Annotated in this window: 13 protein-coding genes; 4 read left to right on the forward strand and 9 right to left on the reverse strand. The window is 61.7% G+C overall.

The window, feature by feature from the left end:
* Positions 1 to 8 precede the first annotated feature (8 nt).
* Positions 9 to 830 (forward strand): hypothetical protein, encoded by an 822-nt coding sequence (locus tag IU397_RS22115; protein WP_204417732.1) that lies wholly within the window; start codon positions 9 to 11, stop codon positions 828 to 830.
* Positions 831 to 838: 8 nt separating this feature from the next.
* Here IU397_RS22115 and IU397_RS22120 read toward each other — a convergent pair whose 3' ends face one another.
* Positions 839 to 1,447: an HAD family hydrolase gene (locus tag IU397_RS22120; protein ID WP_204417733.1), complete on the reverse strand. Its 609-nt coding sequence runs from the start codon at positions 1,445 to 1,447 to the stop codon at positions 839 to 841.
* A gap of 72 nt (positions 1,448 to 1,519) precedes the next feature.
* Here IU397_RS22120 and IU397_RS22125 point away from each other — a divergent pair, with 72 nt between their 5' ends.
* Complete coding sequence (locus IU397_RS22125; RefSeq protein ID WP_204417734.1) at positions 1,520 to 1,876, forward strand: hypothetical protein; 357 nt, start codon at positions 1,520 to 1,522, stop codon at positions 1,874 to 1,876.
* Here the strand turns inward: IU397_RS22125 and tpiA are convergent.
* From tpiA to IU397_RS22145, 4 genes are read right to left on the reverse strand one after another with little or no spacing between them, the layout of a single operon-like run.
* Positions 1,856 to 2,605 (reverse strand): triose-phosphate isomerase, encoded by a 750-nt coding sequence (tpiA, locus tag IU397_RS22130; protein WP_204417735.1) that lies wholly within the window; start codon positions 2,603 to 2,605, stop codon positions 1,856 to 1,858. The two genes, IU397_RS22125 and tpiA, sit on opposite strands and share 21 nt — an antisense overlap.
* A gap of 60 nt (positions 2,606 to 2,665) precedes the next feature.
* Entirely contained in the window at positions 2,666 to 2,989 is a 324-nt protein-coding gene (locus IU397_RS22135; protein ID WP_204417736.1) for a TfoX/Sxy family protein, read from the reverse strand.
* Positions 2,990 to 2,992: 3 nt separating this feature from the next.
* On the reverse strand, positions 2,993 to 3,373 hold the full coding sequence (locus IU397_RS22140) for an iron-sulfur cluster assembly accessory protein (protein ID WP_204417737.1): 381 nt from the start codon (positions 3,371 to 3,373) through the stop codon (positions 2,993 to 2,995).
* Between the two features lie 45 nt (positions 3,374 to 3,418).
* A complete protein-coding gene (locus IU397_RS22145; protein WP_204417739.1) occupies positions 3,419 to 4,252 on the reverse strand; it encodes a LysR family transcriptional regulator in 834 nt (277 codons plus the stop codon).
* Positions 4,253 to 4,335: 83 nt separating this feature from the next.
* Between IU397_RS22145 and IU397_RS22150 the strand changes: the two genes are divergently transcribed.
* A complete protein-coding gene (locus tag IU397_RS22150; protein WP_204417741.1) occupies positions 4,336 to 4,503 on the forward strand; it encodes a hypothetical protein in 168 nt (55 codons plus the stop codon).
* On the opposite strand, the gene IU397_RS22155 is transcribed toward IU397_RS22150, so the two are convergent.
* Positions 4,496 to 4,870 (reverse strand): SUF system Fe-S cluster assembly protein, encoded by a 375-nt coding sequence (locus IU397_RS22155; protein WP_370541756.1) that lies wholly within the window; start codon positions 4,868 to 4,870, stop codon positions 4,496 to 4,498. The two genes, IU397_RS22150 and IU397_RS22155, sit on opposite strands and share 8 nt — an antisense overlap.
* A gap of 273 nt (positions 4,871 to 5,143) precedes the next feature.
* The gene (locus IU397_RS22160) at positions 5,144 to 6,340 is read right to left on the reverse strand and encodes a glycoside hydrolase family 5 protein (protein WP_204417743.1); all 1,197 of its coding nucleotides are present in this window, start codon (positions 6,338 to 6,340) and stop codon (positions 5,144 to 5,146) included.
* Between the two features lie 221 nt (positions 6,341 to 6,561).
* Here IU397_RS22160 and IU397_RS22165 point away from each other — a divergent pair, with 221 nt between their 5' ends.
* The gene (locus IU397_RS22165) at positions 6,562 to 7,611 is read left to right on the forward strand and encodes an adenylate/guanylate cyclase domain-containing protein (RefSeq protein ID WP_204417745.1); all 1,050 of its coding nucleotides are present in this window, start codon (positions 6,562 to 6,564) and stop codon (positions 7,609 to 7,611) included.
* Positions 7,612 to 7,971: 360 nt separating this feature from the next.
* Here IU397_RS22165 and IU397_RS22170 read toward each other — a convergent pair whose 3' ends face one another.
* The gene (locus IU397_RS22170; RefSeq protein WP_204417747.1) at positions 7,972 to 11,136 is read right to left on the reverse strand and encodes a response regulator; all 3,165 of its coding nucleotides are present in this window, start codon (positions 11,134 to 11,136) and stop codon (positions 7,972 to 7,974) included.
* A gap of 12 nt (positions 11,137 to 11,148) precedes the next feature.
* Positions 11,149 to 11,898, reverse strand: a complete 750-nt coding sequence (locus tag IU397_RS22175) for a DUF3365 domain-containing protein (RefSeq protein ID WP_204417748.1) — start codon at positions 11,896 to 11,898, stop codon at positions 11,149 to 11,151.
* Positions 11,899 to 12,280 lie beyond the last annotated feature (382 nt).

The raw sequence follows: 12,280 nt of genomic DNA on the forward strand, positions 1-12,280 counted from the left end.
TCCCGGCCATGGGAGTCGTGATCAAAGGGGTGGTGGTTGTCGCCTGGTCCGTGGCCGCCGCTTTGACAGGGCGGTTGGCCTGGATGATGGCGACCGGCAATGACGCCACCCTGGACCGGATCTTTGCCCTGGCTTTTGCCATCATCTGCGTTTGGTGCGTCAGGTCGGGTTTACGGGAGGTGCTGCGACGCCCGCAGCCGATCGTCGAACCCACGGTCAAGCCGGTGCCTGCGTCCTTTGCAGAGTTGTCCTTTGCCCCGGGCGTGTTCGGGGCAGAGGACCTGGCCCAGGTCGCCCGTGCGGTGACCGCATTGGAAACCGCCGGTGCCTTGCAACCGGGCGAACTGACCGCCGAAGCAATCTGCATGAAGTTGTCGGCAGAGGGGCAGGACGGCCCGTTCGACCCCTACATGATCCTGGTCGGGATGGCCTTGATCGCCGATGACAGCCACGCCCCGTTCAGCGGGATCCATTTCATGCCCAACCAGGTCGAGATGGATAAAGCCCTGATCACAGATTGCGTTTTGGGGCTGTTCCGGGTTGCCGGGCGGCCCATCGTGGCGGGGGATGTGGCGATGGATCTGCCGGAGCAGAATGCCAAGCCGTTTGATATCGTGATCACGCTGGACGATGCAACGCGGCGGACCCGTTGTACGTTCTTTTGGAAATATCTGCCGGAGAATCTGCTGTTTGAGGTTCTGATCCTGGCGGATGAAAGCGGGCCGAACAGCTTGCGTCAGGCCGATATCGATCAATGGGTGGCGGTCGCCGCCATTTCGGAGAGCGGGAAGCCCGGGGTCGATGCCGCCTTGCCCAAGATGTTCATCTGATCGGCTGATCAGGCTGGGGTGATCAGACTGGCCAGCTGGTCATATTCGGAGCCGGTGAACAGGAAAGCCTGCCAGCCAAGTTCTTGAGCAGATTGAACATTTGGGGGGTGATCGTCGATCAGGAGCATATCGGCGGGGCTGACATCCAGGGTTTGTGTAATGTGATGGAAAAAGGCGGGATCGGGCTTTTTCACCCCCATCCGGCCAGAGGCGAAGAGGTGTTCGATCCGGGCGCCAAAGCCCATATCCATCTCCATATAGGCGGCGCGCCGGGTCTCGTTATTCGTGGCGATGACCTGCCTGAGCCCCTGTGCGGTGGCGCGGTCCATCAGATCCAGCATGGCCGGGTCGGGCAGGGCATCCTTTGACAGCCAATAGCGAAGTACGCCGTCCGCCCCGCCATCGTACCCGACGCTGTCGGCCCAACGGGTGAGGCGATCATGTAGATCCTCTTGCCCGGTGATGATCAGATCAAACCGGTCGCGAAAGACAAACTGGGTGAAAGCGTCCAGCGACTGGCCCAGATCAGCCTCGAATGTCCGGGACCACAGGAATTGGCCGTCCACCATATTGTTGTTCAGGACCCCGTCAAAATCCCAGGCGATGACTTTTGGCATGGTGCCTCCTGCGGTGGTCATCCAACTGTCGTTCTTGGGAGTATTATCTATGACTGTGCCAAAGGAAATGCGATGCCCCTGATCCTATTCTCCCATGTCGTGAACATCGCCGTGGCGGGCCTGCTGGCCGTGCTGATCATGAGGGGTGCGCCGTCGATGGATCCGGTTTACGGCGCTGACAGCCCGGCCCGGCGCATTCTGGGCTGCGTCTATGGGGCGATTGCGCTGGCCAGTGTTCTGGCGCTGGGGATTTACGCTGTGTACGGGCGGGACAGCCATTTCGTTTGGCTGACCACCGTGTTGTTTTCATTGCAGATTGTCTACAAGCTTTTGACTGTGCCGGTGGTCGGCCTGAGCCACCCGGTGCCGCGTGCCAATCTGGCGATCAGTGTGCTGCACGTTGTGTCGTTAATGGTGCTGCTGCGATGACAAAGCCTCGATAATCTTGCCGAAATCAACGGCCTTGAGGCTGGCCCCGCCGACCAGCGCACCATCCACGTTGCTGACCCCAAAGATATCGCCTGCATTCAAGGGTTTGACCGATCCGCCATAGAGCAGGCGGATGCCACCACCAACCGCGGCGCTGAACCGGGTTTGCACCTTTGTGCGGATGAAATCGTGCACCTCGGCAATTTGGTCGAGCGTGGCGGTGCGCCCGGTGCCGATGGCCCAGACCGGTTCATAGGCGATGACAGTGTTGGCGCCGGTGGCCCCCTCCGGCACGGATCCGGACAGTTGTTTCGCAATGACATCCAGCGTTTGACCGGCATCGCGTTGCGCTTCAGTCTCCCCCACACAGATGATCGCAGTCAGGCCGGCAGCCCAGACGGCCTTGGCCTTGGCGGCGACGGTCGCGTCGGTTTCGGCATGATCCGCGCGGCGTTCGGAATGGCCGACGATCACGGCGCTGGCCCCGGTTTCGGCCAGCATTCCGGCGGAGATATCGCCGGTATGGGCGCCGCTATCCGCCGGGTGGCAATCCTGCCCGCCCAAGGCGATCTGCCCCGCAACCGCATGGGCAGAGGTCAGCAGCGTCGCGGGCAGGCACAGCAGGATGTCTACGGTGGGCGCGGGGTGATCCGTGGCGAGTGCGGTGATCTGATCCAGATCCGCCTTCAGCCCGTTCATCTTCCAGTTGCCAGCTGCCAGTTTACGCATCGACGCTCTCCCTCTCTCATTGAGAACCGGCATAACATCGACGGGCAAACGGAGTCACCACTATAGGTGGGCCAGCGCCTCCTGCGCGAGGGCAGAGGTGGCGTCGGGATCGTCGAGTTGATCATCGGTGAGTGCCCAATAGGGCATGGCGGACTGCTTTTGACCGGGGCGCTGGTAAACCCATTTCTGCATCCCCAGCGCGTCGTAGCGGTCGACCATGGGACCTGTGCCTTTCAGCCGGATCGTGCCATCCGACATGATAACCGAAAAGATCGTACCGTGCGAATAAAGCCCCACGCCGCCAAACATCTTGCGGGTGGTGATATCGCCGACACTGCTGAACAACTCTAAGGCATGCTCGATCTGGGCGTCGGTGATGGCCATGGATCACGCCTTGTCGTGTTCCGCCGTCAGCGTCTCTACATCCTTGAATTTGATGGATTCTCCGCAGCCGCAGGCATCTTCGACATTGGGGTTTTTGAATTTGAAGCCGGATTCGAGGAGGCTGACCTCATAGTCGATTTCAGTGCCGAAGAGGAACATCTGCGCCATGGGCGCGATCATCACGCGGGCGCCGTCCTGTTCGACGACCTCATCATGCGGATCAACCTCTGCCGCGTAGTCCATAGTATATTCCATGCCTGCGCAGCCCCCCTTTTTTACCCCTATTCTCAGGCCCTTATGGCCGTCAGAGGACATGAGCTTGGCGATTTGTGCGGCGGCGCGGTCGGTGATGGTGACAGCCTGTTTGCCGGGGATCGAAAACATGGGACGACTCCTTTGACATGAAAGTAGTGGGCCCGGGCGTTTGGCTCAAGGGGTGCGGGCGGGTTGTGACAAGAAGGCAGATAACGCGTCGAGGGCTGCGCGGATATGTGGCTCGAACCGGCCCTCATGGTGGCTGACCAGCCATTCCTCGCTCGTGAGGTCTGGGATGGGGTCCCCGATCTGTTGAAGGCGGGTATTTCGCGCCGCAAAAAGGGGCAGGACCACGCGCCCAATCCCGGCCTCTGCCATGGCGACGGCAACGCGCGGGTCGTTGGCGGTGGTCACGATCTCGGCACCATGGTGGGTGCGGATCCAGGTGGCCGACCGCGTGGCGGCGGCGTCGTCACTGCTGCCTATCCAACTGCTAACCGATTGATCCCGGGCGAAAATTGCGAATTGGGTCACGCTGGTGCGGTTGCCGGCGAGCCAGGGCTGTTCCGGGCGGCGGTTTCGGATCCCGATATCGATCTCGCGCCTTGCGATGTCCATTTCCAGGTTGCAGTGGAGGAATTCGGGGACCCAAGGCGCGGTGTCTGTCCAGTATGCGTTGAGGTTCTGGGCGAGGTGGATTGCGGTCCAGGTTCCGGCGGAGATGCGGACGCGGGCCGGGCCGGTCGAGGCGGCGTGCCAGCCTTTGACTTCGGCGGCGGCGGCCTCCATCCGTTCGGCCATCGCAAGGAGGGTGCGCCCCTCTGCCGTGGGGCTATAGCCAGCATTTCCATGACAGAACAGACGGCGGCCCGTCTGGGCTTCAAGGGCGGTCATCCGGCGGCTGAGGGTTGCCTGGCTGACACCCGTCTGTGTGGCTGCGGCGGCCAGCGTGCCACGGCGGGCGACGGCGGCAAAAAGCGCCAGATCGTTCCAGGCGATGTCTTTCATTTTTGCAAGTCTAGTCCCGGATGCGGTGGCTGACAACGCGCGTGATCTTCGGCGAAAACAGGGTGAAACCGAAGGAGAGCGCCATGTGGGACGAGCTGGGATATCGGGACGAACGCAGCACCATCTATGTGGAGGAGCGAGAGATCTTTGCAAAAATGCAACGTGAGTTGCGACGGCGAAAGCGGGCCAAGTGGCGGTTATGGCTGGCTTTGAAGATCGTCGGGCGACGGGCCGCCCAACGGATCACATGAAGCCAAGCTCCAGCCGGGCCTCGTCGCTCATCATGTCCATGCCCCAGGGCGGGTCCCAGGTAATCTCGACATCGACCTGTTTGACACCGGCCACGGGCTCGATGGCATCGGCCAGCCAACCCGGCATCTCACCGGCAACCGGGCAGCCCGGCGCGGTGAGGGTCATCAGCACATTGACGGCGTTTTCACCATCAATTTCAATCGTGTAGACAAGGCCCAGATCATAGATATTCACCGGAATTTCAGGGTCATAAACGGACCGGCATGCCTCAACCACCTGATCATAAAGCGGATGATCGGTGGTAGATGGCTTGATGAGGGGCGCACCCTCCATCGGGCTGGTTTCGGTCTGCATGTCGTTTGCCATCGGCAGCCTCTTACTACTTTACTCAGAAATCTAGGGGCTCCACCCCCAAACGTAAAGCCCCATGAATGCCGCATCCGCCCCGGGACGCCGCAAACGTTAACGGGGCGGACGGCGAAAATGCGGGTCGAGGGCGAAGCGCCCGCCGCAAAGCCCGATTAACCCTTGCCAGGAAGGGCGTCGGGCGGGGCACATCCCATGCACAATCGATACACAAACGATGTGTATAAACCGCCCTCGCGAGCGAGGTTAACACAGCGTGCGGGGGCAAAAGAGTTAATCGGAGATCCGGGCGCGCAGAATGTCCATCAGCGGGCCATCGCGGGAGATCGTGTCGGCCTTGCCCTGTTCTGTCAGGTGATGGAACCGGCCCGGCGGGAACGATGGCGGGATTTCATAATCCATCCCGTCCCACTCATCTTCGCGAAAGGCGTAATAGGCCCAATGGGCGCCGTGGGGTTCGATCGCATCCAGCACATCCGTCAGATATGTTCCGCAATCGGCCCAGCGACGCATGCAGCCAAATTCCCCCAGCACCATTCGCCGGGCGGGAATGTCATGCTGTGCGGCCCAGTCGAAAGCGAGGTCGAGATGGGCGGCCACGGCGGCAGCATCCCAGGTCAGGCCCGCCCCGTCATAGGTGCTGACGATACGGGGATAAGGCAACGGTTCGTCGCGCTGCATGTTGCCCGCCGCGGTGGCGCCGTAGGGTTCGTACATATGGATGGCGTAAAGGATGTTGTCGTCTTCCAGCGGGCCGGGCCAAGTCGCCAAGGCGCGCGGATTGCCGAAAAATCCGGCATCGACCATCACGGGCATGTCCGGGTCCACACTGCGGATCGCGGCGATGACCTGGTTGTAAAAGGCCGGCAGGTCGCGGGGCGTGCCGGTTTGGGCCGCTTGCCAGGCGCGGTGGTCGTCCAATGGACCGTTTTCGATCAGGTCGGTCATGCGCTCGGGCGCGGGTTCGTTCAGGATGTTATAGGCGACGATGGCGGGGTGACCGGTCAGTTCGGCGGCCAGATCACGCCAGAAGGCGGCAGCCTGGGACGCGAAAGCCGGATCGGACCAGAGCCGGTCATCGAAGGTACCGTCATTGTGCTGTGTCCAGCGGGCACCCGGCAGGGTGAGCGGGGTGACGACAACCTTGATCCCGGCCGCATCCGCCGCATCCAGGACCCCGCGTAGAATGGTGAGGTCCTGGGCGGGGAGGGCAGTGTACGCCCCTGCATCGCCGATCAGGAAATCCGGCCCGGCCCCCGCCCATTTGCTAAAGACAAGGCGGGTCCAGGTCGCGCCAGTTTCGGCCAAAGCTTCAAAATAGGCCTGGTCCGGCGGGGTGGCGTTAAAGCTGTTGGCCCCGGTCTGGAGCGTGGTCCAGAAGTCCGCGGGTTTGGCAAAACCTGGATGTGCGACACAGGCCAAGGCCGCGGTCACCAGTGTGGCGGTGCGGCAGAGATTAAGTTGTCTCAACAATTTTTATCTCATGTTTTGAATGTGATAGGCGACCGGTAGCAGGTTATTTTGGCGATGGATAGCGCCCTGTTTTAGGATGTGCCGAGGATGGCCCATCCCCCCGCGCGGCGGTGCGGTTCCGCTGTGTCATCCGCGTGCTTGCCTTTGCCTGCGCGATCGACAATACCGGATCTGGTTTAAGCCAAGTCGCATTCCCGCATCCGGAGCAGGAGATTACCGTGGACGACAGAGAGTTTCGCGTTCTGGTCGTCGACGACAATGCGACCACCCGGATGAAGCTGTCGATGGCGGCCAAGGCGCTGGGGCATGTGGCCGAGACCGCCGAGGATGGGTTGGTGGCCCTGCGCAAGCTGGCGGCGGGGGCGTTCGACCTGATCCTGCTGGATATCGAGATGCCGGATATGGACGGGTTCGGGGTGCTGACGGAGCTGCGGAAATCGCCCGGCTTACGGGATATTCCGGTCATCGTGATCTCGGCCGCCGATGACATGGACAATATCGTGCGCGCGATCGAGTTGGGAGCGCAGGATTTTCTCCCCAAAAGCTTTGATCAGGTGCTGTTTCGTGCGCGGGTCGGGGCGTGCCTTGAGACAAAGCGGCTGACCGACCAGCGCGCCGATTACCTGAGCCAGATCGAGGCCGAAAAGCAGAAGGTTGATGCGCTGTTGGCGGCGACGCTACCTGCGGCGGCCATCGATGAGCTCAAGCGCACCAACCGGGTTCAGCCGCGCCGGTTCGACAATGTGGTTGTGCTGATGGCGGATGTGGTGAACTTTACCGGGTTTTGCGATGTGAACCCACCGGAAGAGGCCGTGTCGCGGCTGGAACGGTTGGTTCGCGGGTTCGAGGATATCGCGCGGTCCCATGGGTTGGAAAAGATCAAGACAATCGGGGATGCCTTCATGGCCACGGCGGGGCTTTTGAAGCCGTCGGATGCCCCCGTGCCTGCCGCCGCCCGCAGTGCGCTGGATATGGTAGCGCAGGCACCTGATCTGGGCTCCGGCTGGGAGATCCGCGTGGGCGTGCATGTCGGCCCCGTCGTGGCGGGCGTGATCGGCAAGCAGCAGCACCTTTACGATCTGTGGGGCGACACGGTGAATACGACGTCGCGGTTGACTGGATTGGCCGCTCCAAGCTCCGTCTGCGTCAGCCGCCCGATCTGGGACGGTATCGCCGGGGCGGGCCGGTCCCTGGGCGAGGTTACGTTGCGCGGCAAAGGCGCGCTTGAGGCGTTTCACCTGGAAGGCGTGACCGGATCTGGCACATGATGCGCTGCGCGGGCGAGGTTGTTGCCGATCGCCGTTCGGTCTGGGACATCTGATGCCGGTTGAGGGTCACGACAGGATGACTGCGGAGGCGATCCACTGGTCGCACATGCGGTAATCCCCGAACCCCCCCGTTTTTGAGAGGTTTGTCCATGTGTGACGGAGCGAACAGACCGTTCTTACAGTCAGCCAAGGTTACAGGTCGGATGGGCCGCGCACGGTGACAATATCGATGTCCTCTCACGGCGCGCGCAAGTGCTCCATCCCAAGTCGTGCGACGTTGCGCGCGCGCCACCCCCAACGGGAGCGGGCCGCGCGCGTCGCGCGACCCCGATCCAGGCGGAAGTGCCCCGTTTCCCAGTTTCAGACCGCGGCTTTGGCGTGGGTTTTCAACTGGGCGGCACCCGCTGTGTAGAGCGCCTCAATACGGTCCAGGATTTCGGTTGTGGCTGTGATGGTTCCATCCCGGGCTGCGCTTTCGATCTGGGCGGCCAGGGTGCTGAGGTCGTGAAGGCCGAAATCACGGGATGAGGATTTGAGCGTATGCGCGGCGCGGCGGACAGCGGCGAGGTCTTGCGTCTTGCTCGCCTCCCGCAGGCTCTTGATCAGGGGCGGGGTCTCATCCAGGTAGCTGTCGATGAGTTGCTGCAGGGAGGCTTGATCGCCGCCGACAACCTCCAGCAGTTGATCCAGCGCGGCGCCATCCAGTGCGCCTGTATCAACCCTGGCAGCGGGCATCGACGCGTCGGGTGCCGCCAGTTTCAACGCCTCCACCAGCGCCTCGACCCGGATGGGTTTGCTGACATAGCCGTCCATCCCGGCGGCCAGGAACCGCTCCCGATCGCCTTTCATCGCATTCGCCGTCACGGCGACGATGATGGGCCATTCATCCTCGGGCCAGTCCTTACGGATCCGTTGGGTGGCCTGCACGCCGTCCATTTCCGGCATCTCGATATCCATCAGGATGATGTCATAGGGTTTGCGACGCAAAGCCTCGATCACCTCAAGCCCGTTGCCGGCCACATCGGCACGGTAGCCCAGGCGTTTCAGGACCAGCAGGCCCAGTTTCTGGTTGGTCGGATGGTCATCGGCCAGCAGGATCCGCAGGGGCATCCCCTCGGCAAGCGTTTCATCATAGACGGATTTCTCCCGCTCGCGGCCCATACCGTCGACGCGGATAGGTTGCCCCATGAACGCCGTCAGCAGTGCATTGACCACCGGCGACGGCTTGACCGGTTTGCTGAGCACCGCATCGACCTTTGCGATCTCCAGTCGCTCCCCGTCATGGTCGGCGCTCGACCCGATGGAGCTGAGCAGGATCACCGGCAGGCGTGCGGTTTCGTCCCGCCCGCGCAACAGCAAGGTCAGCTCAAGGCCGTCCATATCGGGCATATGCATGTCGAGGATGGCGGCATCAAAGGCCAACCCATCCTTGATCTGGCGCAGTGCGTTCAGTGGATCGTCATGGGCGATAGCCTCCATCGACCAGCTTTCGACCAGGCGGGTGAGGATCTGCAAATTGGTGGCGTTGTCATCCACGATCAGCACGCGCTTGCCCGCCAGAATGGGAGAGACCTCTGCCCGGCTGGGCCGCTGCAGGTCGTGGGACAGATCAACCGTCAACTCAAAACTAAAGACGGTTCCCACGCCGACCGTGCTCGTCACCTCGACCTGGCTGCCCAGAAGGGAGATCAGGCGCTGGCTGATCGCCAGGCCCAGCCCCGTCCCGCCAAATCGGCGCGTCGTTGAGCCGTCGACCTGGGAGAAGCTTTCGAACAATCGGTCCATGCGGTCCTGCGGGATGCCGATGCCGGTATCGCGGACTTTGAAGGCGATGTTCCCCTTGTCGGCCCCGTCGATCTCGCAGCCTTCGATGGTCAGGACGACCTCCCCCTTATCGGTGAACTTGATGGCGTTGCCCAACAGGTTGACCAGCACCTGGCGCAGGCGCGTCGGGTCGGAAATCAACGCCTCGGGCGTGCCCGGCTTGATCTCATAGGCCAGATCGATGCCCTTATGCCCGGCGGACACCGCCACCAGATCCAGCGCCCCTTCGACGCAATCGCGCAGATCGAAGGGTTCCATCTCAAGCTCCAGCTTGCCAGCCTCTACCTTGGAGTAATCCAGGATATCGTTGATGATCGTCAGCAGATTTTCGGCGCTGTCGTTGATCGTCTGGCAAAAATCACGCTGTTCGCCGCGCAGGTCATTGCTATCCAGCAGCAGGTTGCTCATCCCGATCACGGCATTCATGGGGGTGCGGATCTCGTGGCTCATATTGGCCAGGAACTCGCTTTTGGCGCGGGTGGCGCGCATGGCCTCGTCCCGGGCGGTCTCCACATCCGTGACCAGCGATTTCAGCTCTTCTTCCCGCTTTTTCAGCTCCGTGATATCGGTGATGACGCCCACGGTTTCGCCGGCATTAGTCCGGTGTTCGCTGATCTTGAACCAGGCGCCATCCGCCCGCTTTTGTTCGAAGGGGCCGCTTGGGTTCTTGTGATGGTCAATCCGGCGGGCGATCCAGGCGTCGGTATCATCCGTGCCCTCGACCGCGCGGGAGGCCGCGATGGCGCCCATCAGATCGCCAAACTCCAGACCGGGCTCAATTGCGATGCCCAGCCCGCTGAACAGGTTGCGGTAGCGTGTGTTGCAGACGACCAGCCGGTCATCGGCACCGTAGAGCGAAAACCCCTCCCCGATGGTTTCGATCGCTTGCGACAGCTGCTTTTGCGACTGGCGGGCTGCGGCATCGGCGTCTCGCTGTTTCCGTTGAAGCGCCTCGCGTTCCGACAGGTTGTCACGCAGCAATCGGAGCGTTTGCGACATGGCACCGATCTCTGTCGAGCCGCCATTGGGAATGGTGACATCCAGATCACCCCCGGTGATGCGGCGCATGGCATCTACAAGGTTGCGCAAGGGGCCGGTGATTGAGGCAATGATCCAAAGCGTGAAAAACAGGCCGACCGCCCCGCTGGCGGCCATCAGGATCAGGGACTGGCGGGCGGCGCGGTTCGCATCCGTGACCGCCTGATCCCCCTTGGACAATGCGCGGTTTTCGAAAATCTGCACCAGTGCCGTCATCTCTTCGTCGATGGTGCGGATGTGGTTGCGGGCCTTGGCCGTCAGGGAATTGCCCAGCACGCGTTGGTCATCGGCATAGGCATCGACCGCCAGAAGGGCCCAGTTCATCAATTCTGCCAGTTCCGCCTTGATCGAGGCGATCTTATCCGGGGCGGCCGGTTCCAGCGCGTCAAGCTGCCCGACCAGTTCATCGCGGGCGGCCAGGGCGTTATTTTCGGAATTGACCAACATGCTGACGGCAAGGTCGGTCAGCCAGTATTTGACGTTGCCAAAGGTGGCCTGCGCGGCAGTGGCATCACTGAGAAGACCAATAAAGGCGGCCTCCTCCTGGATCGCCACGGCGTTTTTATCAAGCCGTTGAAAAAGATAGATATTGGTGCCAAAGGTCATGGCGCCAAGCGTCAGGACCAGAAGCGCCAGGCGCAGGAAGATCGACAGGCGGGACATCAAGTGGCTGTCTTATTCGAAGATGGTGATGCTGATTACACCGCCCAGGTCGTGCAGCGCGCCGCCTTCTTTGGGATAACCTGTCATGTCGATCTCCCCTTTTGGGCCGCCATGGCAGGTCAGGCAGGCCTGGCCGTAATATTCCGGCACCAATACGCGGTAGCCCGCGCGCCCGTCCAGATCGGCGGTGTCGTGGTAAACGGATCCGGGCCTCCAATCCTCTGACAACAGGTGATCGGCGATGATCTGTGTCTCCCACGCGTCGGGGCGGGATTTGCGGTTGCGCACCAGGGTCGGCGGGGCGGTGACCTTGACCGCGGCCTGGGCGCCGACCTTGTCACCGAAGCGTTCATTGACCAGGCGGGCGAAGGTGGCGGGAACGAAGCCTTTGAACCCGATGCCGGGGCGATTGATCGTCCCCTGATTTTCGTCGATCACCTCGCGAATGGCGGCCATCTGGGCCCTCAGCAGATCGGATTTCAGCGACCCTTCGGCGACGCTGATCGGATTTTCATCGGTCCGTTCCAGATAGGCCTGGATCGCCTCTTTCAGCACTTCGTCACCGGTCAGGCCCTTGTCGCCCAGATCGGGGTCATTAATCAGGTCCTGCTTGGTGCCGATGACCTGGCGCGCCGATTGCAGCATCGTGGCGAGGCTAAGCGCGACATCCAGTTCCTCGGATGCCTGTTGCGCGGGCGCGGGGGCGGCCAGCAGAACGGCAAGCGCGATGGCTGGTAGCGTTGTTTTGACAGGTCCGATCATCGATGCCATCTCCGTTCTGGATGTAAGTTGACGTTGCGATACCCGAATTACGCGCCAAATCGAAGTCTATTCACAGAAATCTCACCTCAGACCTTGGATGGGGTTGGCATTTGCCAAGCCGGGGCTTGCATGCTGCGTGAATACCGACGCCGCAAATGCGCAGGATCCGGGCTGCGCCGCTGCGGATCAGGCGGCAGGGTGGGGCCATCATATTTGCCATCAAGGAGCGTTGCCCCATGACCTACCGCATCCAAGGATTGTGACCTGCTCCCCTTAGAGTCCGCTAATTTAGGTTAGCTCTGTTCAGGTTTTGGTCTTCCTTTGACCGGTTAGCATATTCGGCTGGCGTCATACCAGCGAGGCTTGTGTGCGGACGGTGGTT

This window comes from Actibacterium sp. 188UL27-1, assembly GCF_016901225.1.
Lineage (GTDB): Bacteria > Pseudomonadota > Alphaproteobacteria > Rhodobacterales > Rhodobacteraceae > 188UL27-1.